The sequence below is a fragment of the Pseudomonas sp. FP2294 genome (assembly GCF_030687625.1).
Lineage (GTDB): Bacteria > Pseudomonadota > Gammaproteobacteria > Pseudomonadales > Pseudomonadaceae > Aquipseudomonas > Aquipseudomonas shahriarae.
The window spans coordinates 2,537,702-2,557,619 of record NZ_CP117441.1 but is presented as its reverse complement, the minus strand read 5'-3'; the positions used below and the strand labels follow the sequence as shown (position 1 = coordinate 2,557,619).

Here is a 19,918-nt window from a genome sequence, read left to right as displayed (position 1 = left end):
ACAGCCCGTAAGCATGCCTGCCAGCGCAGCGATTGTCTTGAATGATCTTGCGCGCGGCTAAGCCGCCGATTCAGGCCAGCTTGACCGACACCCGCTCCACCGCATCCCTGGCCTCACGCAGTTCGTGGGCATCCTGGTTGAGCCGGTGGATGGTGTTGAGCAGGCGCTGGCGCAGCACTTCATCGCTGAGTTTTTCGACAGCGCGCATCAAATCGAAGGCCGCGGTTTCGTTGTTGTCCGCGACGGAATCGAGGGTCTTGCGCAGGTTGCGAGTGGCACGGGTCACACGGTTACTTCCTTTTTCATCAATGGCGGGCACTTTAGGACAGTTGTGTTTCATTTTAATTTCAGTCACTTGCCGGCAATCCCCAGACCCTTGACCTGGATCAACGGGATATTCGTTGCACACTACATATGGATATCCGTATATTCGCATCCTCATATGTTTAGTGGCGCCGATCATGAGCGATCCGTTCTCCCCCCCAGACGTTTTTAAATGCCTGGCCGATGCGACACGCATCAGGCTGATCTTGTTGATCCTGCGCGAAGGCGAGTTGTGCGTCTGCGAGCTGATCCATGCCCTGGATGACAGCCAGCCAAAAATTTCCCGCCACCTGGCGCAACTGCGCAGTTGCGCACTGCTGGTAGACCGTCGCCAGGGCCAGTGGATTTACTACCGCCTAAATCCCCAGTTGCCGCAATGGGTGAGCACGGTGCTGGAGACCACCTTGCAAGCCAATCAAGCCTGGCTGCAAAGCGACGCACAGCGCCTGGCGGCAATGGGTGACCGACCGCAACGCGCCAGCACCTGCTGCTGACCCCTGGAGAACACTTTTATGCTGATCGCCTTCGCGATATTTCTCGTCACCATTGTCTTGGTCATCTGGCAACCCAAAGGCCTGGGGGTTGGCTGGAGCGCATCCATAGGCGCGATCCTGGCCCTGGCTTGCGGCGTCATCAGCCTGGCGGATATCCCCGTGGTGTGGCAGATCATCTGGAATGCCACCGGCACCTTCGTCGCCCTGATCATCATCAGCCTGATCCTCGACGAGGCCGGCTTCTTCGCCTGGGCCGCGCTGCATGTCGCGCGCTGGGGGCGCGGCCGTGGCCGCCGGCTGTTCGCCTATATGGTGCTGCTGGGGGCGCTGGTCTCGGCACTGTTCGCCAATGACGGTGCGGCCCTGATCCTGACGCCGATTGTCATGTCGATGCTTCTGGCCCTGCGCTTCTCACCCGCCGCCACCCTGGCCTTCGTGATGGGCGCAGGGTTTATCGCCGACACCGCCAGCCTGCCGCTGGTGGTCTCCAACCTGGTGAATATCGTCTCGGCGGACTACTTCAACATCGGCTTCAACCAGTACGCGGCAGTGATGGTGCCAGTCAACCTGGTCAGCGTCGCCGCTACCCTGGCCGTGCTGCTGTGGTTCTTCCGTCGTGACATCCCGCACAGTTATGACCCCGCCGACCTGCCTGAACCGGCCAGTGCCATTCATGACCCGGCAACTTTCCACGCGGCCTGGTGGGTGCTGGGCATCCTGCTGGTCGGCTGCTTTGCCCTCGAACCCCTGGGTATTCCCATCAGCGCCATCTCGGCCGCCTGCGCCCTGCTCCTGCTGGTGATCGCCGCCAAAGGCCACAAGATTTCCACACGCAAGGTGCTCAAGGAAGCGCCCTGGCAGATCGTGATTTTCTCCCTGGGCATGTACCTGGTGGTCTACGGCCTGCGTAACGCCGGACTGACCACTTACCTCGCCACCTGGCTCAACACCTTCGCCGATTACGGCGTGTGGGGCGCGGCCCTGGGCACCGGGTTGCTGACGGCGCTGCTGTCTTCGGTGATGAACAACCTGCCGACGGTGCTGATCGGCGCGCTGTCCATCGAGGCCAGCCATGCCGTGGGCGTGGTCAAGGAGGCGATGATCTACGCCAACGTGATCGGCAGCGACCTGGGCCCGAAAATCACCCCTATCGGCAGCCTGGCGACGTTGCTCTGGCTGCATATCCTGGCGCGCAAGGGCATCCGTATTACGTGGGGGTACTACTTCAAGGTCGGCATCGTCCTGACCTTGCCGGTGCTATTGCTTACCCTGGCGGCGCTGGCCCTGCGCCTGAGTGTTTAACGGAGAATTGTCATGAAAGTCCTGTTCATCTGCACCGCCAACAGCTGCCGCAGTATCCTCAGCGAAGCCCTGTTCAACCACCTGGCCCCGCCAGGGTTCCATGCCATCAGCGCCGGGAGCTTTCCCAAGGGCCAGGTCCTGCCACGCAGCCTGAGTACATTGCAGGCCGCGGGCATCAGCACCGACGGTTTGTACAGCAAGGGCAACGAGGCCTTTGCAGACAGCCCACCCGACATTGTGATCAGCGTGTGCGACAAAGCCGCCCAGGAAGCCTGCCCGGTGTACTTTGGCCCGGCAATCAAGGCGCATTGGGGGCTTGAGGATCCGTCGGACCTACACGGCGACGAGGCGCAGATTGACGCCGCCTTCCAGGCCACCCTGCAGATCATCGAAACCCGCTGCCGGGCGCTGTTCGACCTCCCGTTCAACCGCCTCGATGCGGCACAGATCAAGGCTGAGCTGGATCGTATTGGCTTGTTATAAGCGGAGAATGTCATGACCACCCTACCCAACCTCGACCTCACATTGAGCACCCCACTCCACGCTGACACCGCACAACGGCCACGGATTCTCCTGCTCTATGGTTCCAACCGTACGCGCTCTTTCAGCCGACTCCTGGTGGAAGAAGCGGCGCGCGTGCTTCAGCATCTAGGCGCCGAGACACGGGTCTTCAACCCCGCCGGTCTGCCAATGCCGGACGATGCTCCAAACGATCACCCCAAGGTCCAGGAACTACTGGCCTTGATGCAATGGTCCGAAGGCCAGGTGTGGTGCTCACCGGAACGGCACGGCTCGATGTCAGCAGTGTTCAAGGCGCAAATCGACTGGGTACCCCTGGCACTGGGTGCCATCCGCCCAACCCAGGGCAAGACCCTGGCGGTGATGCAAGTCTGCGGCGGCTCGCAGTCTTTCAACACTGTCAACCAACTGCGCGTCCTGGGGCGCTGGATGCGTATGCTGACCATCCCCAACCAGTCATCTGTGCCCAAGGCCTTCATGGAGTTCGACGATCAGGACCGGATGAAACCTTCAGCCCTCTATGATCGCGTGGTGGATGTCATGGAAGAGTTGGTCAAGTTCACCCTGCTGGTGCGTGAGCATCCGGAACTGGTGCAGCGCTATTCTGAGCGCAAGGAAGATGCTCAAGCGCTCTCTGACCGGGTCAATCAACGGTCGATCTGAACGCAGGTAAACGCGTATGCTTTGCTGCACCCGATGCCACTGAGCCCACCCCATGAGTTCCCTGCACCACGCCTGGCTGGGCCCTTACGAAATCAGCAGCACCACCTGCACCGGCCTGACCTTTGCCCGGCATAGCCACGACGAGTGCGTGATTGGCGTCAACCTGGTCGGCGCCGAGCAGGTGTGGCTGGACCGGCGCACCTTCGAGGCCGGGCCGGGCAGTATCACCCTGTACAACCCCGGCCAGATCCAGGGCGGCGGCGCGGCCGAGGGGGCACCCTGGCACTTTGTCAGCCTGTACGCCGGGGCCGATCGCCTGGCCACCGACCTTGGGCTGGCGCACCTGGAGTTCGATCGTGCGCTGTGCTTTGCCCCGGAACTGGCGGCGCAACTGGCCCAGGCCGCCAAGGGCGCATTAAGCGCCGACCCACTGGTTTGCGGGCTGAGTGAAGACGCCCTGGTGTTGCTGCTGGGCGAAGTGGTCAGGCTCAGTGGTGTGCGCCTGCCCAGTAGCGCCAGCGCCGGGTCGGGGATGGTGGCCCAGGCTCAGGAACTACTCGCTGCGCAGTTACATCAAGGCGTGGCGCTGGATACCCTGGGCGACGAGTTGGGCCTGTCGAAATTCCACGTACTGCGCACCTTCCAGAAAGAAACCGGTCTGAGCCCCCGGCAGTGGGCCATGCAGTTGCGTACCCGCCGAGCAAAAGGCCTGCTGCGCAGCGGCCTGAGCGCCGCTGAAGTCGCCCATGAAGTGGGCTTTGCCGACCAGAGCCACCTCAACCGGCACTTCCGTGCGGCGTATGGCATTACCCCTGGCCGTTATCAGAGCGCAATCCGGTCCAAGACAGCTCAGCGCCCGCAGCCGCAAACTGACCTGTAGCAGCCGACGTGTCGGCGAAGGTGCGTGATTGATTTTGGGGGGGTGATGCTGACAATCTTTTTTTCCGCGCTGGTCTTCGGCTTTGTATTTTGCCTGTCCCCTGGCGCAGTGCTGGCAGAAACCCTGCGCCGCGGCCTGCTGCATGGGTTCGCCCCGGCATTGCTGGTGCAGGTCGGGTCGCTGGTGGGCGATGCGACCTGGGCGGTGATCGGCCTGACCGGCATGGCCCTGCTGATCCAGCACGACGCGGTACGCGTGCCCCTGACCGCCGTTTGCGCGCTGTACCTGGCCTGGCTCGGTCTGCGCAGCCTGCTGGATGCCTGGCACCTGCCGCAACCCGACAGCGCCCCGGCCAGCACCGGGCGCAACGCGCTGATGGTCGGCGCAACCCTCTCCTTGGCCAACCCGAAGAACATTGTGTACTGGGGCGCCCTGGGCAGTGCCCTGGCAGGCATCGTCGGCACCACCCCGAGTCACGGTCAGACCCTGATGTTTTTCGCCGGTTTTATGCTGGCGTCGATCCTGTCGTGTTTTCTGATTGCGGGCTTGGTGAATGTCTTGCGAAAGAACGCCTCGCCAACTTGGCAGCGAATCAGCCATGGCGCCTGCGGCCTGGTATTGATGTATCTGGCGTTATTGGCCGCCTACAGTGTATGAACTTATATATAACGCCAATCTGAATGAAGTCTGAACAAGCGCCCAAACAAGTTCATTATTGATTGACATCCCCTACCTGCCTGAGTAGATTGCCCGTGCCTGCAACTCGGGCCTTATTTCAACCTCACAAAAGAAGCCAATGGACACAGTATCTAGTCGCTGTCCGCTCCCCGTGAATACAGGGGGCGGACGCCAAACCCAGAGTAAAGACGGGACTCGCCTTCCAGGCCGGGTTAGCTGCGCTAGAGCTTGATGCTCCAACGTAACTGCCTTGAGCCGGCGCCAGTCCGGTCCCGAGGTGTGTTATGAATTTCCAGACCCTTGTTCTACCTGATGTACGCACGCTGGCTTCAGCCCTGCGTGCCACGCCGTGCCGTGTTTCCCGGGGCATTGCCCCCGCGCGCACGGCCCTCGCCTGCCCCTCCCCGCGTATCAGCCCGGTGCACCTGCGTGCTCACTGGCGCCTGTGCCCCACCACCGGCCACCTGGTCCAGCAATGGGACCATGCCGACCCTCAAGATCCACAGAGACGGAACGTTTCCAGCCTGCCTGTTCACGTGCGCCTGTTGTTGAGCGCGCACGCGGCATAAGCCGACTGGAAACAGCAACTTCCTGATAGTTGGTCAATTAATTAACTGGCGTTCTTTGCGAACTAAGCCAGCGGCAGTTTTCTGCGCGCCCGTTAATTAACTCACCTCTTTAAAGTTATTAGAACTGATCGCAAAAAATTGCGACTCGGCATGTTCGTGCTCGCCTGCCCACCAGGCAAGTAATGAGTATGTCGACAGGAGTACACACTATGAGCGCCGTAAAAACCACGCAACTGCCCAACAAGCACCGCGCCACCCATGACAGCAAACTGTCGATGCGTGCCGCCCGCGAAGCGCAAAACGGCCTGGCGGCCACCCTGGCCAACGTCCGGGCGACCAAGGACGGCCTGACCGAACTGGATGCCAGCGCCCGCCTGCAACGCGAAGGCTATAACGAAGTGGCCCACGACAAGCCGCCACACGCTGTCGTGCAATTCCTCCAGGCCCTGAACAACCCTTTTATCTATGTGCTGCTGACCCTGGCGGTGATCAGTTTTGTCACCGACTACTGGCTGCCGCTGCGCGCCGGTGAGGACGTCGACCTGACCAAGGTCATTATCATCATGACCATGGTCGCCCTGAGCAGCCTGCTGCGCTTCTGGCAGGAGCATCGCTCGGCCAAATCCGCCGAGGCGCTGAAGGCCATGGTGCGCACCACCGCCACGGTGCTGCGCCGCGAGCAGGTCGGCGCCCAACCCATCCTGCGCGAAGTGCCGATGCGTGAACTGGTGGCCGGCGATATCGTGCAGTTGTCGGCCGGCGACATGATCCCGGCCGATATCCGCCTGATCGAGTCCCGCGACCTGTTTATCAGCCAGGCCGTGCTGACCGGCGAAGCCTTGCCCGTGGAAAAATACGACACCCTGGGCGACGTCACGCAAAAATCCGCCACCCTCAGCGCCGCCGACCAGAGCAACCTGCTGGATCTGCCCAACATCTGCTTCATGGGCACCAACGTGGTCAGCGGCCGCGCCCAGGCAGTGGTGGTGGCGACCGGGCCACGCACCTATTTCGGCTCGCTGGCCAAGGCCATCGTCGGCTCCCGGGTGCAGACCGCCTTTGACCGTGGGGTGAACAGCGTCAGTTGGCTGCTGATCCGCTTTATGCTGGTGATGGTGCCCATCGTGTTTTTCCTCAATGGCTTTTCCAAGGGCGACTGGGGCGACGCGTTCCTGTTTGCCCTGGCGGTGGCCGTGGGCCTGACCCCGGAAATGCTGCCGATGATCGTCAGCGCCAACCTGGCCAAGGGCGCGAATGCCATGGCCAAGCGCAAAGTGGTGGTCAAGCGCCTCAACGCGATCCAGAACTTCGGTTCGATGGACGTGCTGTGCACCGACAAGACCGGCACCCTGACCCAGGACAAAATCATCCTCGAGCACCACGTCAACGCCTTCGGCCAGCGGGACGACCAGGTGCTGTCCCTGGCCTGGCTTAACAGCCATCATCAAAGCGGCATGAAGAACCTGATGGACCAGGCGGTGCTCGCGTTTTCCCAGCACAACCCCAAGTTCCAGGTGCCGTTTGCCTACAGCAAGGTCGATGAACTGCCCTTCGACTTTGTTCGTCGGCGCCTGTCGATTGTCGTCAAGGACAGCCACGGCGATCACCTGCTGGTGTGCAAGGGTGCCGTGGAAGAAATGCTCGCTATCGCCACCCATGTGATGGAAGGCGCGAGCGCCGTGGCTCTGGACGAGCGTCGTCGCCAGGAACTGCTGAACACCGCCAACGAGTTCAACGAGGACGGCTTCCGCGTGCTGGTGGTGGCCACCCGCAACATTCCCAAGGCCCTGGCGCGCCAGCAATACACCCCCACCGATGAACGCAACCTGGTGATCCACGGCTTCCTGACTTTCCTCGATCCACCGAAGGAAACCGCCGGCCCGGCGATTGCTGCGCTGCAAGAGATCGGAGTCGCGGTCAAAGTGCTGACCGGCGATAACGCCGTGGTCACCCGCACCATCTGCCGCCAGGTTGGCCTGGAGCCTGGCGAGCCGCTGCTCGGCGTGGATATCGAAGCCATGGACGATGCGACCCTCCAGCAGGAGGTTGAGCAACGCACGGTGTTCGCCAAGCTGACGCCGCTGCAAAAATCCCGGGTGCTCAAGGCTTTGCAGGCCAATGGTCACACCGTGGGTTTCCTCGGCGACGGCATCAACGATGCACCAGCCCTGCGCGATGCCGACGTCGGCATCTCGGTGGACAGCGCGACTGATATTGCCAAGGAATCGGCCGACATCATCCTCCTGGAAAAGAGCCTGATGGTGCTCGAAGAAGGTGTGCTTAAAGGGCGCGAGACCTTCGGCAATATCATGAAGTACCTGAACATGACGGCCAGTTCCAACTTCGGCAACGTGTTCTCGGTGCTGGTGGCCAGTGCGTTCATCCCTTTCATGCCGATGCTGGCGATCCACTTGCTGCTGCAGAACCTGATGTATGACATCTCCCAACTGGCCCTGCCGTGGGACAAGATGGACAAGGAGTACCTGGCCAAGCCCCGCAAGTGGGACGCGCAGAACATCGGGCGCTTTATGATCTGGATCGGGCCGACCTCGTCGATCTTCGACATCACCACCTTTGCCCTGATGTGGTACGTGTTTGCGGCCAATAGTGTGGAAATGCAGACCCTGTTCCAGTCCGGCTGGTTCGTCGAAGGGCTGCTCTCCCAGACCCTGGTGGTGCATATGTTGCGCACCCGCAAGATCCCATTCTTCCAGAGCACCGCCGCCTGGCCGGTGTTGATGATGACCAGCCTGGTCATCGCCCTGGGGATCTATGTGCCCTTCTCGCCCCTGGGCACGATCGTGGGCCTGCAACCCTTGCCTTGGGCCTACTTCCCTTGGCTGGTCGGCACCTTGCTCGCCTACTGCTGTGTGGCACAGCTGATGAAGACGATCTACATCCGCCGCTTCAAGCAGTGGTACTGAGTTTGCTGTTGTGACCGGGCTGGGTGTGGCAGACAGGTTTGCCACACCCAGCCCACTCCAACAGCACCATCGCTACAGATAATTCTGTTCATTTGGAGCATGACCCCATGCACAAACACACCTTCCTTGCTGCCTTTGACTGGCTACCGGCATCGCGGCAACGGGCGCTGCGGCGCAACCTGATTTTTATCGGCGCCTTCCTGGTGCTCGGCCTGCTGTCCAAGGCCTTCGCCGCCGGTGGTTCCTATGTGGTGGACGATGGCGCCATCAACGCCCCCGGCGAATGCAATATCGACGGCGGCTACACCCGCTCGACATCGCACACCACCCTCTCCGCCGCCTGCACATCCCGCGCAATGCCCAACCTGCAATGGGGCGCCGCCCTCGAGGATGACCCTGAGCAGACCCAGCTCAGCCCGCAGCTCAAGGGCTCATTGTGGGCCTGGCAGGATGCCGGCGTGGAGATCGCCTGGGCGGCGGCAGCGCATATCGCGGTGGATCGCCGGCACCCATTCGACGGCGCAGACCTGAGCCTGCCGCTGACCTGGCAAGCGTCTCAGACGCTACGCTTGAACCTCAACGCCGGCTGGGCCCATGCCTATGACGATGGCGAACAAAACCACCGACTGACCTGGGGCACAGGCCTGGAATACCGCTTGGCGAACTCGTTGACGCTATTGGCAGAACGCTATGGCCAACAAGGCGGCGACCAGGCCTGGCAAGCCGGGCCGCGGGTGCATTTGGGTCAGCAAGTCGATGTGGACCTGGTGGTCGGACGCAACCTGACCGGGGATCGCGACCGCTGGCTGACGACCGGGGCTACCCTACGGTTCTGAAACACTGGAGGGAGATCAATGTGGGAGCTGTCGAGCTTCAGCGAGGCTGCGATGGCGGCGGTACTGCTGGCATTGATGCTGGCTGAGCCACCGCTTTCGCAGCCTCGCTGGGGCTCGACAGCTCCCACAGGGTTTATCGGGGTTTGCGGGATCTGTGTTCTCGAACGCGGGCGCCCTACAGCGAACACGTTATGCCAGCTGGCACAAAATAATGTGGGAGCTGTCGAGCTTCAGCGAGGCTGCGATGGCGGCGGTACTGCTGGCATTGATGCTGGCTGAGCCACCGCTTTCGCAGCCTCGCTGAAGCTCGACAGCTCCCACAGGGTTTATCGGGGTTTGCGGGATCTGTGTTCTCGAACGCGGGCGCCCTGCAGCGAACACGCTATGCCAGCTGGCACAAAATAATGTGGGAGCTGTCGAGCCCCGGCGAGGCTGCGATGGCGGCGGTACGGCTGGCATTGATGTTGCCTGAGCCACCGCTTTCGCAGCCTCGCTGAAGCTCGACAGCTCCCACAGGGTTCGTCGGTGTTTGCCGGGACTGCGGACCTTAACGCTGGCGCCCTACAGCGAACACATTATGCCAACTGGCACAAAATAATGTGGGAGCTGTCGAGCCCCGGCGAGGCTGCGATGGCGGCGGTACGGCTGGCATTGATGTTGGCTGAGCCACCGCTTTCGCAGCCTCGCTGAAGCTCGACAGCTCCCACAGGGTTCGTCGGTGTTTGCCGGGACTGCGGACCTTAACGCTGGAGCCCTACAGCGAACACGTTATGCCAGCTGGCACAAAATAATGTGGGAGCTGTCGAGCCCCGGCGAGGCTGCGATGGCGGCGGTACGGCTGGCATTGATGTTGGCTGACCCACCGCTTTCGCAGCCTCGCTGGGGCTCGACAGCTCCCACAGGGTTCGTCGGTGTTTGCCGGGACTGCGGACCTTAACGCGGGCGCCCTACAGCGAACACGTTATGCCAACTGGCCACAAAATAATGTGGGAGCTGTCGAGCCCCGGCGAGGCTGCGATGGCGGCGGTATGGCTGGCCTTGATGTTGGCTGAGCCACCACTATCGCAGCCGCACTAGGGCTCTGCAGCAAGCACACGCTTCAAGTTGCCTCGGTATCAGGCCGGTTTGGCTTGCTGCTCAAGGTGCAGTTGCAGCTCCGGCTCGATGCCCAGCGCACCTGCCAACTCGTCCAGGTAGTTGCGCTCGGCGTCCTGTTGGTCATCCACCAACATGACGCTGGCCAGGTAGACCTCGGCAGCCACCGCCGGGTCATTGGCATATTCGGCAAAGTCGGTTGCATCCAGGGGCTTGGCGACTTGAGCGTCGAGCCATTGCTGCAAGTCCGGATCGTCGGTGTGGCGCCCGATCTCCTGGGAGATCAAGGCCTTTTCTTTCTCATCAATCCGCCCATCCGCCTTGGCCGCCGCGATCAATGCACGCAGTACCGCATGGCTATGGGCCTCGACATCGGCGCCAGACAACTGGTCAACCGTCTGCAGCGTCTGTTGCGGCGCCGAGGCCTGTTGCCGTTGCCAGGCCTGATACGCCTGGAACGCCATCATCCCCAGTGACGCCAGGGCCGCGTAGTTGGCACCGCCAGTGCGCGCGCGGGTCGATCCGCTCGCCTGGGTCCCGCCCAACATGCCACCCAGGCCACCCAGCAGATCGCCGAGGCCGCCACCGCCCGACGCCGTTGCGGAGCCGCCGCCGCGCAGCAACCCACCGAGCAGGCCGCCCAAGCCACCGAGCCCTCCCGCGCCACCCTGGGGTGCCGCCGAGCCGCCTTGCTGCGCCATCGAGGCTTGGCCTGCACGGAGCAGTTGTTCCAGTAGAGCACTGGTGTTCATGGTATCGCCCTCCTTTGGGCTGTGCGCCAGACAATCAACAATAGTCCCTGGAACCGGTAACGCCAAGGCCGCCCAGCAGGCACGGAGTTGGCGACCTGAACGCGCCCCAGCAAACCCGGCGCCGGCCTTTAGCCACCGTGAGAATTCTTCAGATTCGGCACACCAAGACGGGTGGTGAACGTCAGCGCGCGCGTGGGGTCGGAAATATAAGGGCTCGGCCTCAATCGGCCTGGCCTTGAGCGCGAGCATCAACAGATTAGCGGTGCCGCGTACCCTCACAGAAGGAGACGCTGACATGGTCACTCACTTCAAGGTCGCGGGGCACCTCGCTTGCGGCCATCACGGCAATAACCTGACGTCCACGGTGGAACTGAACCGGGTTAAATGCCGCACCTGCCGCAACACCGATGCCTACAAGGAAGCCCGCCGTAACCAGCGCAACGCATCGCGCCGCGCGGCACGCAGAGCCCGCTCCGGTAGCCCCCACAATGACTGGCGCAGCGCCTGGACCCAACGCCTGACCGAGCTGCCCGGCCTGCAGCGCCTACCACGCGGGTTCAGCGGCCAGCCCTTCGTCTGACCCGGTGCGGGGGCCGCAAATCCGGCCCCCTCCAAGGTTATGGGGTCGGCCGTGGCCGGGCCTTGTAGCCCGGCAAGGTCGCGGCATAGGCCAGCGCCTGTTCGCGGGAGCTGAATGAAGCCAGTCGATCATCCTTGGTGCAGACGCGCCATGGGCCGCTATTGACCCGGACAATTTCATAGCCATTGAGCTGCATCTTGTTCAACAGGGGAACGCTCATAGTCACCTCTCCTCTTCCAGAGATAATCCACGGGTTGCCCGGTCCACCATACTCCCGATCCCGGCCCTGCGGCCTACCGAACGTCGCTGACTGCCGTTCGCGCTCAACATGATCCCGCCAAGGGTCCACAGACGATCGGGCTGAGTTTCAACCAGGCATTTATGGTAAAAAACAGCGGCATCAAGTCAACGCACAAACCCTTCCCCTTGATAGCAATGGAGGCTTCATGAAACTGGTTGGCATGCTGGACTCGCCGTATGTACGCCGCGTGGCGATTGCCCTGGATCTGTATGGGGTGGACTTTGAGCAGCAATCCCTCTCGGTGTTCAGCACCTTCGACGAATTCGCCAGGATCAACCCGGTGGTCAAGGCCCCGACCCTGGTGCTGGACGACGGGACGGTGCTGATGGACTCCAGCCTGATCCTGGATTATTTCGAAACCTTGGCACCAGCCGATAAAAAACTCTTGCCCCAAACTGCTGCGGCCCGTGCACGGGACCTGCAAGTGATCGGCCTGGCATTGGCCGCCTGTGACAAGAGCGTGCAGATTTACTACGAGCACAACCTGCGGCCCGCAGAGAAGCTGCATGCACCATGGCTCGATCGAGTAACCGGGCAACTGCTGGCGGCCTATTCGGGCCTGGAAAAACTCTTGGCCAACGCTCCAGGCGAGCCCTTGACCCAGGCGTCGTTGAGCGTCGCGGTGGCGTGGTCCTTTAGCCAGTACGCGGTGCCCTCGGTGGTCAAGGCCGATGACTTTCCCAACCTGCAACGCCACGCCCAGTTGGCCGAGCAACACCCGGCATTCGGCAAATACCCTATCGAATAGGCAGTAGCGCCGCACCGATCAACCCCGCCAACCCCAGCAGGCACGCCAGGCCAACGCCATAGGCCAGGGTGCGCCAGGGTTGGCGGCGACCCAGGTACATCAAGGTATGTAGCACCCGCGCGACGGTGAACAGGGCAAACAGCCAGGCCGTCGCCACCCCATGGGTGCCCAACGCCACGCACAACCCGCCCAGCGCGAAGAACAGCGGAATATTCTCCAGGTCATTGGCCCAGGCCCTGCTTGCCCGGCTGACGGCGGACAGTTCGTGCACCAGGGCATCGCGCTTGAAAAAACCGGCATCCTCGGGGTTGGTGAACGCCCGGTGCCTGAGGCGGAAAAACCCCTGGTAACAGGAAATCGCCAGCATCTTGGCAAATAACACCAGCACGCACAGGGCAAACACATGCAGGCTGCTGCTCATTGCCGGCCCCTGGCAAAGCCGTTGACCACGATGTACAGCAGCGGGCCGACTGAGACAAAGACCGCCGTCAGCAGCCAATAAGGCAACACACTGGCCTGGGACCGGCCCTTGGCCCGGGCGTCGCGGTACATCCACACACACGCCAGGGCCGCCATCAGGTACAGGTCGATCACCACCTGGGCGGTATCGGGCCTGGATAGCAGCTCAAGGCCGAACGCCAGCAGCGACTGCTCGGCCCAGAGCAGGGTGCCCAGGGTGTACAGGGAGAACGCCAGCAGGCTAGCGAGGGCGATGTAGGGTCTGTGCATAGTGTCCACCACGCAGGATTGGGCAAGCCGCAGATTAGTGATAACGTCGCCGCCATCTCAATGACCTGCGAGGTCATGGACGCCCCCCGCCCCGCCCTGCCAGAGTCCATCCATGAACCGCCCACCCTTCCCCCGCGCCAACCCCGAGACCGACGCCGGCACCCAACTGCGGCTGTTGCGCCGTCAGGCGAAGTTGAGCCAATTGCAGCTGGCGCTGATCAGTGGCATTTCCCAGCGCCACTTGAGCTGTATCGAAACCGGCCGCGCCAAGGCCAGCCCGGGCACCTTGCATAACCTGCTCAGCGCCCTCGAGGTGCCCCTGGAGCAGTGCAACAGCCTGTTCCTGGCCGCCGGCTACGCCCCGCGCTATGAAGCCACGCCGCTCGCAGCGCCGGCAATGGATGCCATTCGGGATGCCATCAGCCATGTACTGAAGGCCAACAATCCGGCGCCGGCGATCGTGCTGGGCAGTCACTGGGAAGTGCTCGCCGCCAATGCCAGCACCCAGGTGTTGTTCGACCTGGTGGGTTTGGCGCCAGACGCGGCACGAGGCCTGAACCTGCTGACCACCCTGCTGCAACCGGGGGGGCTGGGCGACCATCTGCTCAATGCCGACGAGATCCGCAACCTCGCCTGGCAACGGGCTGCCCGTGAAGCACTGGGTAACCCGACCCTGGCCACGCTGCTGCAAAGCCTGCCCGTGCCGCACGGCTCGACACCCCTGGCCAATCAACTGCCGCCGCTGGTGCTGACCCGCGTGAATTCACGGCATGGCCAGCTGGATTTCATGTCCACCTTCACCACGTTCGGCATGCCCCAGGACATCACCGTCACCTCATTGCGCATCGAGCACCTGATCCCGGCCAATCCCCACACTTGGCAGGTCATGACCGCAGCCTACGAACACTTCCTGAACCGCTAGGCGTCGCTGATCAGAACTTGGTCACCACGCCCATGCGCAACGTGCGCCCCGGCGCCGGCATAAAGCTCTGGGCCAGCGGGTCCAGGTAGTAACGGTTCGTCAGGTTGTCCAGCGACACGTTGAACTGGGTGTGGTCTTGCCATTTGTAGTCGAGGAACAGGTCCACCAGCGCCACTTCGCGATAAACCAGCTGCGGCGTGGTGGCGCCGGTCTGCCAGGATTTGTCGGCGGTGACGGTCGGGCCCGAGGTGTAAGTCAGGCGCCCGCCCACGGTCAGGGTCTGGTCAAAGAAGCGCAGGCCCGAGGTCAGGTTACCGGCGACCCGTGGTGGGTTCTGGGTGTTGGTGTACGAGCCCATGAAGCTGCCCGCGGTGCAGTTGGGGGTGTCGTCAAGCTTCCGCCAAGGGTTGGAACTGGCCCGCAGGCGCGCGGCGAAGGCCGAGTCACAGGTTTCGGTCTTCAGGTAGTAGGTCGAGGACAGGTCGGCAAAGACCCAACCGGCATCGTATTTCGATTGCAGTTCCAGGCCGCTGGTCTTGAAGCTGTCGGTATTGCTGAAGTTCATCAGGCCCATCAGGCCAGGGCTTGGGTCGTAGTAGCGGGTCACGTAGTTCTTGATGGTGTTATTGAAGTACGCCAGCTTGATCGCCGCCGTGTCGTTGTCCGCCAGCAGGCCTTTTTGCAGGGTGCTCGCGCCGATTTCCCAGTTGCTCGAACGCTCCGGTTTCAGGCCCTTGCCAGGCATGGTCTGCAGGGTGCCCTGGCTGGTTTCGAACAGCGAGGGCATGCGCAGGCCCTGGGTGTACGAGGCATAGATGAAAGTATCCGGAGCGATCTCGTAGTTGATGCCGATGGCCGGCGAAAAGGCGCCCTTGCTGTCGCTCTGCTTGCCCGAATAGGTGTAGCCGGTGACCACTTCGCCCACCTGCGACGGATAGACGAGTGTGCCAACGCCCCCATAGTCGTTGTAGCGCGGGCCATCAAACGGGTTGTTGGTGTCGCTGAACACAATCCCGTTATTCAGGCGCGGGTCGGTGGCGTCGGTGTATTGGCCGTTGGCGTCGGGGAACCACAGCATATTGCCGTAGCTGCCCGGCTTGATCACGTTCACGTAGCGCAACTCACGCTCCTCGCGCTGGGCGGTCGCGTGCGGTACATGGTCCTTGGTGCGGTAGTAGGTATAGCGCCCGCCGCCCCACACCGTCAGCTCATCCACCGGTTTGTACTCCAGCTTGCCGTTGAGGCTGAATTCCTTGCGCGAACCGTCACGCAGGCTGCGGTTGGCGTTGATATCGTTCTGTGTGGTGACCACGCTCTTTTGCGGCTGCAGCTCCTCGAGCTGGAACGAGCCCCCCAGGTCCAGCTTGAAATCGCCATAGCGCGTATCAAAACGCGAGGTATTGGCCAGTTCACCGCCGATGCGTCGGTCATCCTGGCGCGTCCAGTTGCGGTCCGAACGATAGGCCTGGGATTTTGGCGCCAGCACCGAGGTCAACTGGCTGGTCTTGGCATCGGTCATCCACAGGCTGGTCGTCAGGTCCACCAGCATATTGCCCGTGGGCAGGTAGTGATAGCGGGCGGTGTAGGTGTCGATCTTGGTGCTGCCGCGCGGGTACTGGTAGATACCGCCGGTGCCGAAACGGAAGATGTCCGAGGGCATGATCTCGCCTATGCGCCCATCGTAACGGATGTAGCCGAAGTCGAAGGTGTGGTCATCGGCCGGGCGCAGGGTGGTCTTGAGCAGGATCGACTCGGTCTCTGCCGAGGAGTTGAGCACCTCTTCGCCGGCGTTGTAGGTAGTGGCCACCGTCATGTTTTCCTGGCCATAGCGGTCAAAGGTGCGGTAGCGGTCCTGGCCGTGCTTGCCGGAGAAGTAGTTGCCCTGGTTGCGATGGGCGTAGGCGGCCACCACATCAAACAGGTCATGGGTATAGGCAAACGCCGCGCTGCCCGATTCCGAGTCGGAACCGAACAGGCCGCCACGGTTCTGGTGCGGTTCGGAGTACAGGTCCTCGGTGGTCGAATGGCTGTTGCGCGAGGCCGGCTCGACGCCGTTGTTCCACAGATCGCCCTTCAGGCGCAGGCCCACGTTCTTGCCGTCGCGCAGGATGTCATCGACACCCAGGGTGCGGATTGCCACCGTGCCGCCGATGGCGCTGGAGGTCAGGCTGGGGCCTTTGTCGATGGACACGTCGCTGATCAGGTCGGGGTCGATGTAGCTGCGCTGTTGCGTGCCCGCATAGCCGCGATAGACATCCAGCGCCTGCTGCGAACCGTCGACCGTGACCGCGACCCGGCTTTGCCCCTGGATCCCGCGGATATTCACATCCAGGCCACCGCCATTACGGCTGTCACCCACCTGCACCCCCGGCTGGCCCTTGAGCAGGTCGCCGGCGGAGATCACGCCAAAGCGGCGCACTTCTTCGTTGGAGATATACACCAGCGAACGTGGCTCGGTGTACACCGCTTTTTTCTCAAGGTCATCGCCAGTGACTTTCTGCGACGGCAGCACCACTGCACTGGTCGCCGGATGCAGTTCAAAGCTGCCATCGGCCCGGCGCTGAAAACTCAAGCCCGTGCCCGCCAATAACTTTGCCAGGCCGGCTTCGGTGCTGAAATCGCCGTGCAGGCCGTTGCTGCGCTTGCCCGCCGTCAGCGTCGAACTGCCCGCCATGCTGATACCCGCCTGCACGCCGAAGCGCGAGAGTGCCTGGTCCAGCGGGCCGGCTTCGATGCTGTAGGGCTGGCGCTCGGCCTGGGCGAAAACCGCCGTGCTGTACAGCGGTTGCAGGCTGAGTAACAACAGACCCAATGTGCGGGTGCGCAAGACACTTGCGGGAGAAATCATGCAGGGCTCCTAGAGGTGAAGGCCCACCTGTTTCGGTGGGTTATTCCTAGAGGCCAAGCGAGTCTGGAAAAACTACGGGGGGAACGTAAAAAAATATTCAGACCGGCACCACAGTCACCCAATAGCGGGTCCGCCGCTCGATACGCACGGGCAATGCATGGGCGACCAACGCCAACGCCGCATCGGTATCGTCCAACTGGAAGCTGCCGGTCACGCGCAACGCCGCGACCTGCTCGCTGCATCGCAAGACGCCCGGCCGGTAACGGGACAGTTCGGCCAGCAGCACATCCAGGCGCATGCGCTCGGCGGGCAAAATCCCGCGCAGCCAGGCTTGGGCCAGAAACCCATCGGTTTGCCGTGGCGTGCCCACACCCTGGCGATCGACCTGGGTCTGCCAGCCTGCCGCCACTGATACCGGTGCCGGGTGGCGCGGCGAACTCACCTCGACCAGCCCGCGCACTACGGTAATCCACGTACCCTGCTGATCATGGCGCACCAACAGATTGGCATCCTGGCTACGCAGCAGCGCATCCGGTGTGAGCAGTTGCAGCGGGCGCGATTCAACCCGAGCATCCAGCGCCACTTCGCCCTCGATCAACTGCACGCGACGCAGCTGCGCGCTAAAGTCCAGTCTGACAGCGCTGGCAGTGTTCAACCACAGAGAGCTGCCATCGGCCAGGGTCCAGCGGCGGCGCTCGCCGGTGGCCGTGCGGTACGTGGCAAAGGCTGCACGCACCAGGGTCGATTCCGCGCCCTGCCAGGACAAGCCACCGAGCAGGCCCAGGCCCAACAAGCACTTGAGCACCTGCCGGCGCCGTGCCGGATCGGCCCCGGCCGCCTCCAATGCCCGCCGCGCGGTGACATCGGCCAACAGGTTGGCGCCGGGCTGGAGCATCAGCGGCAGACTGGCGACGCGTTGCCAGGCGTATTCGTGCTCGGCGTTTGCCTGGCGCCAATGCTGCAACGCCTGCTGCTCGGCCGGGCTCATCATTCCGGACTGCACGCGGACGATCCAGTCGATGGCCGTCTCGCGGACTTTCGGTGCAACCGGCTTACCAGTCATTCAAAACGGCTCGCGTAGCACACGCTGAAAGCCTTGCCCATCGCCCGTTGCACCTGGGCCACGCTCAAGCTCAACTGCGTGGCGATCTGCGGGTACGTCAGGCCATCGAGCTGGGACAGGAAGAAGATCTTGCGCACCTGCATCGACAGGCCCACCAGCAGCGAGTCGAGCTGCAGCAGGGTTTCGATCATCAGGTAGCGGGTCTCGGGCGATGGCTCCTCACCTTCCGGGCGGGCGGCGAGTGCTTCCAGGTAAGCCCGCTCAATCGCCTGGCGGCGCCAGCGGTTGATCAGCAAGCCATTGGCAATCGCCGCCAGAAACGCCATGGGCTGGCGCAACTCCCGCACATCCTGCTGCGTGCGCAACACCCGGATAAACGTGTCGTGGGCCAAGTCTTCGGCATCGGCGCAGTGCCCCAGGCGCCGCTGCAACCAGCTGCGCAACCAGGGGTGATGACGGGTATAGAGTTGTTCGACGGGCGAGACGAGACTGTCGTCGTACATGTCAGGTCCAATGAGCAGCGAATGATAATACTTCTCATTTTAGTGTCTGGACCTGATGCTTGTACAGCCTCGACTGCTCCCATAGGGGATCTCTAACCTTACACACACCACACATCAACTGTGGGAGCTGGCTTGGCTGCGATGGCGGTGTGTCAGATACCAGAAGTAGCGCCTGAACCAACGCCATCGCGGGCAAGCCCGCTCCCACAGGGGGGGGGGGGCGGCTGGGCACGCAATTTCCGCCACATAAAGCACTACCGCCGCCCTTCCCGGCTCCATTATTTTTCCCACGCTGCCTTGGGAATCAGCAAACCATGGTTGCCGTTGTACGCCGCGCGCGCAGGCGATTCCCAGCCGTGCAGCAGGGCCGCGTCGAGCCGATAGATCTCCACGCCCAGCGGGCGGCACACGGTCAGCGGATCCTGGGCATCCGGGCCCCACATCGGCAGCGACAGGTCGCCGCCCGGGCAAGTGGACAGTGCGCACAGCAAGTCGATCTCGGCAAAAAACTCCAGATAATCGCCCTGTTTGGCCGGGCATGCCTTCATGAAGTACATGTCGTCGTGGTTCAGGCCGGTGCACTGGAAGATGTTCAACACATCGTGCACATCGAACTCGGTCAGGCCGTGGGGCAAGATGGCGCGGGTCAGGTTGGAGTGGCAATGGTGGTGGAAGTCCTCGCCGGTGAGCATCTTGTTCACGTATGGGTCGCAGCGCGTGCCCAACAGGTCGTGCAGGCGCCCGCCGTGCTCGTCGATGCCGTAGCCGGCCAGGCTGTCATCGGTGATGGTGACCATCGGCCGCAGGAACGGCAGGTTCGACCACAAGCGGTCATAGGTGCTGACGTGGGCGCCTTGCAACTGGCGGGTGCGGGCCGCCCACATGCGCTCGCGCGGATCATTGGCATTCCACACATTGAAGTCGCCAACCTGCGGGCCGACCGGGGTGGTCACGCGGAACACGTGACCTGCCGGCACTTTCCAGGCGCGGCCGGTGCGGATCGGCACTTCAAACTGCTCGACCAGGGTGCGCTCGGCCTCGCGCACGCGATCATAAAATGCCTGGTCGACCTGCAAGGCAGCACCTTTGCTGACTTGGTAGGCGGCGGGATAGTCCTTGTACATGGGGGGTGCTCCGTTGCAGGGTTTTGCAAGACCATACAACGTGGCATGTGGCGTGCGCCATGCA

At 62.5% G+C, this 19,918-nt stretch carries 21 protein-coding genes; 12 read left to right on the top strand and 9 right to left on the bottom strand.

Translation table 11 applies throughout. The annotated features are described in order from the left end of the window. Positions 1–70 precede the first annotated feature (70 nt). Entirely contained in the window at positions 71–286 is a 216-nt protein-coding gene (locus PSH73_RS11275) for a hypothetical protein (protein WP_003212603.1), read from the bottom strand. Positions 287–461: 175 nt separating this feature from the next. Between PSH73_RS11275 and PSH73_RS11270 the strand changes: the two genes are divergently transcribed. The 9 genes from PSH73_RS11270 to PSH73_RS11230 all read left to right on the top strand — a co-directional run bounded on the left by PSH73_RS11270 (position 462) and on the right by PSH73_RS11230 (position 9,189). Further along, complete coding sequence (locus PSH73_RS11270; RefSeq protein ID WP_057444819.1) at positions 462–818, top strand: metalloregulator ArsR/SmtB family transcription factor; 357 nt, start codon at positions 462–464, stop codon at positions 816–818. A gap of 18 nt (positions 819–836) precedes the next feature. Next, positions 837–2,120 (top strand): arsenic transporter, encoded by a 1,284-nt coding sequence (locus tag PSH73_RS11265; RefSeq protein WP_057440035.1) that lies wholly within the window; start codon positions 837–839, stop codon positions 2,118–2,120. Positions 2,121–2,132: 12 nt separating this feature from the next. After that, positions 2,133–2,603, top strand: coding sequence for an arsenate reductase ArsC (locus tag PSH73_RS11260; RefSeq protein ID WP_057440034.1), 471 nt, complete (start codon positions 2,133–2,135; stop codon positions 2,601–2,603). A gap of 12 nt (positions 2,604–2,615) precedes the next feature. Further along, complete coding sequence (gene arsH, locus PSH73_RS11255; protein ID WP_305462498.1) at positions 2,616–3,302, top strand: arsenical resistance protein ArsH; 687 nt, start codon at positions 2,616–2,618, stop codon at positions 3,300–3,302. 52 nt (positions 3,303–3,354) lie between these two features. Continuing rightward, positions 3,355–4,182 carry an AraC family transcriptional regulator gene (locus PSH73_RS11250; protein WP_169990245.1) on the top strand — a complete coding sequence of 276 codons (828 nt, stop codon included), beginning with the start codon at positions 3,355–3,357 and terminating at the stop codon, positions 4,180–4,182. A gap of 45 nt (positions 4,183–4,227) precedes the next feature. After that, complete coding sequence (locus PSH73_RS11245) at positions 4,228–4,839, top strand: LysE family transporter (protein WP_128593754.1); 612 nt, start codon at positions 4,228–4,230, stop codon at positions 4,837–4,839. Between the two features lie 305 nt (positions 4,840–5,144). Further along, complete coding sequence (locus PSH73_RS11240; RefSeq protein ID WP_081044239.1) at positions 5,145–5,429, top strand: hypothetical protein; 285 nt, start codon at positions 5,145–5,147, stop codon at positions 5,427–5,429. A gap of 209 nt (positions 5,430–5,638) precedes the next feature. Beyond that, positions 5,639–8,353 carry a magnesium-translocating P-type ATPase gene (gene mgtA, locus PSH73_RS11235; protein WP_186626204.1) on the top strand — a complete coding sequence of 905 codons (2,715 nt, stop codon included), beginning with the start codon at positions 5,639–5,641 and terminating at the stop codon, positions 8,351–8,353. Between the two features lie 107 nt (positions 8,354–8,460). Beyond that, complete coding sequence (locus PSH73_RS11230; protein ID WP_305462496.1) at positions 8,461–9,189, top strand: hypothetical protein; 729 nt, start codon at positions 8,461–8,463, stop codon at positions 9,187–9,189. Positions 9,190–10,304: 1,115 nt separating this feature from the next. Here the strand turns inward: PSH73_RS11230 and PSH73_RS11225 are convergent. Then, a complete protein-coding gene (locus PSH73_RS11225) occupies positions 10,305–11,036 on the bottom strand; it encodes a tellurite resistance TerB family protein (protein ID WP_057959587.1) in 732 nt (243 codons plus the stop codon). Between the two features lie 295 nt (positions 11,037–11,331). Between PSH73_RS11225 and PSH73_RS11220 the strand changes: the two genes are divergently transcribed. Beyond that, the gene (locus PSH73_RS11220) at positions 11,332–11,616 is read left to right on the top strand and encodes a hypothetical protein (RefSeq protein ID WP_057440027.1); all 285 of its coding nucleotides are present in this window, start codon (positions 11,332–11,334) and stop codon (positions 11,614–11,616) included. A gap of 37 nt (positions 11,617–11,653) precedes the next feature. On the opposite strand, the gene PSH73_RS11215 is transcribed toward PSH73_RS11220, so the two are convergent. After that, positions 11,654–11,836, bottom strand: a complete 183-nt coding sequence (locus PSH73_RS11215; RefSeq protein ID WP_057440026.1) for a hypothetical protein — start codon at positions 11,834–11,836, stop codon at positions 11,654–11,656. Between the two features lie 226 nt (positions 11,837–12,062). Here PSH73_RS11215 and PSH73_RS11210 point away from each other — a divergent pair, with 226 nt between their 5' ends. Beyond that, positions 12,063–12,665, top strand: coding sequence for a glutathione S-transferase family protein (locus PSH73_RS11210; RefSeq protein WP_057959586.1), 603 nt, complete (start codon positions 12,063–12,065; stop codon positions 12,663–12,665). On the opposite strand, the gene PSH73_RS11205 is transcribed toward PSH73_RS11210, so the two are convergent. After that, positions 12,655–13,086, bottom strand: coding sequence for an MAPEG family protein (locus tag PSH73_RS11205; protein WP_057959585.1), 432 nt, complete (start codon positions 13,084–13,086; stop codon positions 12,655–12,657). The genes PSH73_RS11210 and PSH73_RS11205 overlap by 11 nt on opposite strands. Further along, on the bottom strand, positions 13,083–13,394 hold the full coding sequence (locus tag PSH73_RS11200) for a DUF2834 domain-containing protein (RefSeq protein ID WP_120732864.1): 312 nt from the start codon (positions 13,392–13,394) through the stop codon (positions 13,083–13,085). The genes PSH73_RS11205 and PSH73_RS11200 overlap by 4 nt, the downstream gene beginning before the upstream one ends. Before the next feature lie 112 nt (positions 13,395–13,506). Between PSH73_RS11200 and PSH73_RS11195 the strand changes: the two genes are divergently transcribed. Further along, positions 13,507–14,316 (top strand): helix-turn-helix domain-containing protein, encoded by an 810-nt coding sequence (locus tag PSH73_RS11195; protein ID WP_057959583.1) that lies wholly within the window; start codon positions 13,507–13,509, stop codon positions 14,314–14,316. Between the two features lie 10 nt (positions 14,317–14,326). Here the strand turns inward: PSH73_RS11195 and PSH73_RS11190 are convergent, their stop codons facing one another. From PSH73_RS11190 to PSH73_RS11175, 4 genes are all read right to left on the bottom strand, one after another. Beyond that, complete coding sequence (locus PSH73_RS11190) at positions 14,327–17,164, bottom strand: TonB-dependent receptor (protein WP_305462492.1); 2,838 nt, start codon at positions 17,162–17,164, stop codon at positions 14,327–14,329. Positions 17,165–17,261: 97 nt separating this feature from the next. Then, positions 17,262–18,227, bottom strand: coding sequence for a FecR domain-containing protein (locus PSH73_RS11185; RefSeq protein WP_305462490.1), 966 nt, complete (start codon positions 18,225–18,227; stop codon positions 17,262–17,264). Beyond that, positions 18,224–18,730 carry a sigma-70 family RNA polymerase sigma factor gene (locus PSH73_RS11180; protein WP_057959580.1) on the bottom strand — a complete coding sequence of 169 codons (507 nt, stop codon included), beginning with the start codon at positions 18,728–18,730 and terminating at the stop codon, positions 18,224–18,226. Before PSH73_RS11180 ends, PSH73_RS11185 begins: the two co-directional genes overlap by 4 nt. Positions 18,731–19,008: 278 nt before the next feature. Next, complete coding sequence (locus PSH73_RS11175; RefSeq protein ID WP_057959579.1) at positions 19,009–19,854, bottom strand: DUF1989 domain-containing protein; 846 nt, start codon at positions 19,852–19,854, stop codon at positions 19,009–19,011. Between the last annotated feature and the right edge of the window lie 64 nt (positions 19,855–19,918).

Excerpts from the sequence above, each read along its gene's own strand:
- arsH (WP_305462498.1), top strand. The coding sequence starts at position 2,616 with ATGACCACCCTACCCAACCTCGACCTCACATTGAGCACCCCACTCCAC.
- PSH73_RS11175 (WP_057959579.1), bottom strand. The coding sequence starts at position 19,854 with ATGTACAAGGACTATCCCGCCGCCTACCAAGTCAGCAAAGGTGCTGCC.
- PSH73_RS11225 (WP_057959587.1), bottom strand. The coding sequence starts at position 11,036 with ATGAACACCAGTGCTCTACTGGAACAACTGCTCCGTGCAGGCCAAGCC.
- PSH73_RS11190 (WP_305462492.1), bottom strand. The coding sequence starts at position 17,164 with ATGATTTCTCCCGCAAGTGTCTTGCGCACCCGCACATTGGGTCTGTTG.
- PSH73_RS11185 (WP_305462490.1), bottom strand. The coding sequence starts at position 18,227 with ATGACTGGTAAGCCGGTTGCACCGAAAGTCCGCGAGACGGCCATCGAC.
- PSH73_RS11195 (WP_057959583.1), top strand. The coding sequence starts at position 13,507 with ATGAACCGCCCACCCTTCCCCCGCGCCAACCCCGAGACCGACGCCGGC.
- PSH73_RS11260 (WP_057440034.1), top strand. The coding sequence starts at position 2,133 with ATGAAAGTCCTGTTCATCTGCACCGCCAACAGCTGCCGCAGTATCCTC.
- PSH73_RS11265 (WP_057440035.1), top strand. The coding sequence starts at position 837 with ATGCTGATCGCCTTCGCGATATTTCTCGTCACCATTGTCTTGGTCATC.
- PSH73_RS11180 (WP_057959580.1), bottom strand. The coding sequence starts at position 18,730 with ATGTACGACGACAGTCTCGTCTCGCCCGTCGAACAACTCTATACCCGT.
- PSH73_RS11220 (WP_057440027.1), top strand. The coding sequence starts at position 11,332 with ATGGTCACTCACTTCAAGGTCGCGGGGCACCTCGCTTGCGGCCATCAC.
- PSH73_RS11215 (WP_057440026.1), bottom strand. The coding sequence starts at position 11,836 with ATGAGCGTTCCCCTGTTGAACAAGATGCAGCTCAATGGCTATGAAATT.
- PSH73_RS11230 (WP_305462496.1), top strand. The coding sequence starts at position 8,461 with ATGCACAAACACACCTTCCTTGCTGCCTTTGACTGGCTACCGGCATCG.
- PSH73_RS11270 (WP_057444819.1), top strand. The coding sequence starts at position 462 with ATGAGCGATCCGTTCTCCCCCCCAGACGTTTTTAAATGCCTGGCCGAT.
- PSH73_RS11250 (WP_169990245.1), top strand. The coding sequence starts at position 3,355 with ATGAGTTCCCTGCACCACGCCTGGCTGGGCCCTTACGAAATCAGCAGC.
- PSH73_RS11210 (WP_057959586.1), top strand. The coding sequence starts at position 12,063 with ATGAAACTGGTTGGCATGCTGGACTCGCCGTATGTACGCCGCGTGGCG.
- PSH73_RS11205 (WP_057959585.1), bottom strand. The coding sequence starts at position 13,086 with ATGAGCAGCAGCCTGCATGTGTTTGCCCTGTGCGTGCTGGTGTTATTT.
- PSH73_RS11200 (WP_120732864.1), bottom strand. The coding sequence starts at position 13,394 with ATGCACAGACCCTACATCGCCCTCGCTAGCCTGCTGGCGTTCTCCCTG.
- mgtA (WP_186626204.1), top strand. The coding sequence starts at position 5,639 with ATGAGCGCCGTAAAAACCACGCAACTGCCCAACAAGCACCGCGCCACC.
- PSH73_RS11245 (WP_128593754.1), top strand. The coding sequence starts at position 4,228 with ATGCTGACAATCTTTTTTTCCGCGCTGGTCTTCGGCTTTGTATTTTGC.
- PSH73_RS11240 (WP_081044239.1), top strand. The coding sequence starts at position 5,145 with ATGAATTTCCAGACCCTTGTTCTACCTGATGTACGCACGCTGGCTTCA.